Here is a 3058-nt window from a genome sequence, read left to right as displayed (position 1 = left end):
GGCGGCGACCAGCCGGGCGGACCGGCGGCTGACGCGGTACCACCCGTGACCACGTCTGCGTCCGCGTCCGCGTCCGGCGGTACGGTGCCCGTTTCCGAGCCGGTGGAGGCGGTACCCGCGGCCCCGGCCGGACCATCGGGACCGTCCGGGCCGTCCGGGCCGTCCATGCCGCCCGGCGCCGCGGTCGCGACCCTGGCGGCGGCCGGCGGTGGGGACGACACCTCGCCCGCCGGGCTCGTCACGACGGGCGGCGAGGCGCCGCAGGGTCCGCGCGGCGGACCGACGAAGAAGGCGCTGCTGGTCGCCGCCGGGGCGGTGGGGGTGATCCTGGTCGGGGTCCCGTTCCTGATCGTCGGAACGGGCGACAGCCACGACACCGCGTCGAACGCCGCGGCGTCCCGCACCCTCGACACCGGCCCGGCCCCGGAGCAGGACCCGCAGAGCAAGCTCGTCGGCGTCGGACAGAACATGGACTCCGCGTCCGCGGTGCCCGCCAAGCCCGGCAAGAGCCGGAAGCCCACCGCGGCCCACAAGGCCGCGCCGCCGAGCCCGGCCAGGAAACCGGTCGCACCGGCCAAGGCGGTCGCCGGCAAGGGCTCCTCCAAGAAGCCCCCGCCCCCGCCGCCGGCCCACACGAACCGGCCGGCCGCCCGGTCCGTGACCAGCACGGCGGCCAAGGCCAAGCCCGGCCCGGTGGGGTCCGCCGTCAAGAAGCTGGCCGCGAGCAGCCCCGGCCGGCACATCTGCTACCGGGCCTACGTGGTCGGCATCGGCTGGCAGCAGCCGGTCTGCGACGGCGCCATGGCGGGCACGACCGGCCAGACCCGCGCCATCGAAGCCATCGACATCGCGGTGTCCGGGGTCAGCGGGACCGCCGCCAACGGAATGATGCAGGGCCCCGGCTGGCAGACCTCGGTGTGGCCGTCCGCACCCGACGACACCGACCTCGTGATCGGTGTCCCCGGCGGGTCGGAGGTCATGCAGGGCTTCGCGATCAACGTGGGTTCGGGGACCGTCTGCCAGACGGCGCACGTCCAGAACGAGGGGTGGCACGGTCAGGGCTGCGACACCGCCGGCGGCTACATATTCGGCGGCACCCTGAACGGTGCGAACTGGCTCGAAGCGGTCAAGTTCACGGTGTGAGGCGGGCCGCGCCGCCCGGCGCGGCGCCCCGGGCCGGTGGCGGGCGTCCGCCACCGGCCGCCCGCTGCTCTGCCCCTTCCGAGCGTCCGAGCCTTCCGAACCGCCCGCACACAAGGAGCATGACGTCATGTCAGATCACGAGCAGGTCGACTTCGCCGCCCTGGCCCGGCAGGCCCGCCGGATGCAGGGCGAGGTGGCCGGGGTCCAGGAGAGCCTGGCGGCCGTCCACGCCACCGGCTTCGGCGGGAAGGGCGTGGTCGCGGCCACCGTCTCCGGCGAGGGCCGGCTCGTCGAGCTGAAGATCGACCCCTCGGTCATCGACCCGGACGATCCGCAGACACTCGCCGATCTGGTCGTCGAAGCCGTCGACAACGCGCACCAGGCCGTGCAGGATCAGCGCGCCGAGCGGATGAGCGGGGTCACCGACAGCCTCAACGGCCTGCTGGCCGGCCTCCGTCCGGCGGCCGGCCCGGGCGCGGCCGGGGGCATCACCCCGCTCACCCGCAGCCAGCCCCGCCGGCCCACCGGTTGAGCCCCGTCACCGGGGCGCCGCCGGCCGCCGCTACCGGTGGCTGAGGACGTTCACCACCCGCCCGTCGGGGTCGCGGACCAGGAAGCGCCGTACGCCCCACTCCTCGTCGGTCAGCGGGTGCACGATCTCGGCCCCGGCGGCCCGCATCGCCGCCCAGGCGGCGTCCACGTCCCCGACCTCGACGCTCAGGTCGGCGACCACCGGAGCCGTCGGGTCCCGCGTCAGCAGGCTCACCTGAACGGCCGGGTCCTCGGTCGAGGCGAGGGTGATGATCCAGCCGTGGTTCATCACCTCCTCGAAGCCGAGCAGCCCGTAGAAATCGGCGCCGGCGGCCATCGCCTGCGACTGGATGTTCGGCACGACGCGTCGAGCGGCCATCTACGACTCCCTCGGATACGGCTGGGTGAACGGCGGGCCGCCCAGTATCCCGCCGGGGATCCGACGACCGGGAGGTTTCCGTGACCGACGAGTGCTTCGGGCATCCGCGCCTCGCCGCGCTCTACGACCCGCTCGACCCCGATCGCACCGATCTCGACGCGTACCTCCGCCTGGCCGAGGAGTCCGGGGCGCGCCGGGTGCTGGACATCGGCTGCGGCACCGGGGTGTTCGCGCTCCTGCTGGCCGGTCGCGGCATCCACGTCGTCGCAGTCGATCCCGCCGCGGCGTCCCTCGATGTGGCCCGGGCCAAGCCGGGCGGCGAACGGGTGCGGTGGATCCACGGTGACGCGACATCACTGCCGCCGCTGCGGGTCGACCTCGCCACCATGACGGCGAACGTCGCCCAGGCCATCACCGACCCCCTGCTGTGGCGCGAGACCCTGCGCGGGGCGTACGCGGCACTGCGGCCCGGCGGCCTGCTGGTGTTCGAGACCCGCGACCCGGCCCGGCGCGCCTGGGAGGAATGGAACCGCGCCGCCTCCTACCGCGTGACCGAGGTCCCCGGCGCCGGCCGGGTCGAGAGCTGGGTCGAGTTGACCGCGGTACGCGGACCGCTGGTGACCTTCCGCTGGACCTACGTCTTCGCCGCGGACGGCCAGGTCCTGACCTCGGATTCGACCCTGCGCTTCCGCGAACGACCCGAAATCGAGGCCGAGCTGGCCGCGCAGGGCTACACCCTGGAGGCCGTCCGCGACGCCCCCGACCGCCCGACCCGCGAACTCGTCTTCCTCGCCCGCCGCCCCCGCCCCAGCAAGGACGCAAGCCCCGTCACCGGCCGATGACCCAGGGGGCCGGGAACTGCGCGCCCGGCCACGACGTTCCCGCGGGTCGCCCCCGGCCCGGAGGGGGCAGTGGCGTCCGTATCGCCCCGGCGGTGCTGGCGTGCCCCGCAGGGGCGCGGGGAACGGCGCGATCAGCCACGGACGGTCCCGCGCGTCGCCCCCG

General features: G+C 75.1%; 4 protein-coding genes. 3 read left to right on the top strand and 1 reads right to left on the bottom strand.

Annotated features, from left to right (window positions below; all coding sequences use genetic code 11):
- Positions 1-45: 45 nt before the first annotated feature.
- Together GA0115240_RS32840 and GA0115240_RS32835 are read left to right on the top strand one after the other, a co-directional pair.
- Complete coding sequence (locus tag GA0115240_RS32840; RefSeq protein ID WP_141709049.1) at positions 46-1143, top strand: hypothetical protein; 1098 nt, start codon at positions 46-48, stop codon at positions 1141-1143.
- A 127-nt stretch (positions 1144-1270) separates the two neighbouring features.
- Positions 1271-1675 carry a YbaB/EbfC family nucleoid-associated protein gene (locus GA0115240_RS32835; RefSeq protein ID WP_093742461.1) on the top strand — a complete coding sequence of 135 codons (405 nt, stop codon included), beginning with the start codon at positions 1271-1273 and terminating at the stop codon, positions 1673-1675.
- 30 nt (positions 1676-1705) lie between these two features.
- Here GA0115240_RS32835 and GA0115240_RS32830 read toward each other — a convergent pair whose 3' ends face one another.
- Complete coding sequence (locus tag GA0115240_RS32830) at positions 1706-2053, bottom strand: VOC family protein (protein WP_093742459.1); 348 nt, start codon at positions 2051-2053, stop codon at positions 1706-1708.
- Between the two features lie 80 nt (positions 2054-2133).
- On the opposite strand from GA0115240_RS32830, the gene GA0115240_RS32825 reads away from it, so the two are divergent.
- Positions 2134-2895 (top strand): class I SAM-dependent methyltransferase, encoded by a 762-nt coding sequence (locus tag GA0115240_RS32825; protein ID WP_093742457.1) that lies wholly within the window; start codon positions 2134-2136, stop codon positions 2893-2895.
- The last annotated feature ends 163 nt before the right edge of the window (positions 2896-3058 follow it).

This window comes from Streptomyces sp. DvalAA-14, assembly GCF_900091855.1.
In the GTDB taxonomy this organism is placed as follows: Bacteria; Actinomycetota; Actinomycetes; order Streptomycetales; family Streptomycetaceae; genus Actinacidiphila.
This window is presented reverse-complemented; position numbering and strand designations above follow the sequence as displayed.

Bases quoted from the DNA above. Each gene is read 5' to 3' on its own strand.
- GA0115240_RS32835 (WP_093742461.1), top strand. From the start codon at position 1,271: ATGTCAGATCACGAGCAGGTCGACTTCGCCGCCCTGGCCCGGCAGGCC.
- GA0115240_RS32830 (WP_093742459.1), bottom strand. From the start codon at position 2,053: ATGGCCGCTCGACGCGTCGTGCCGAACATCCAGTCGCAGGCGATGGCC.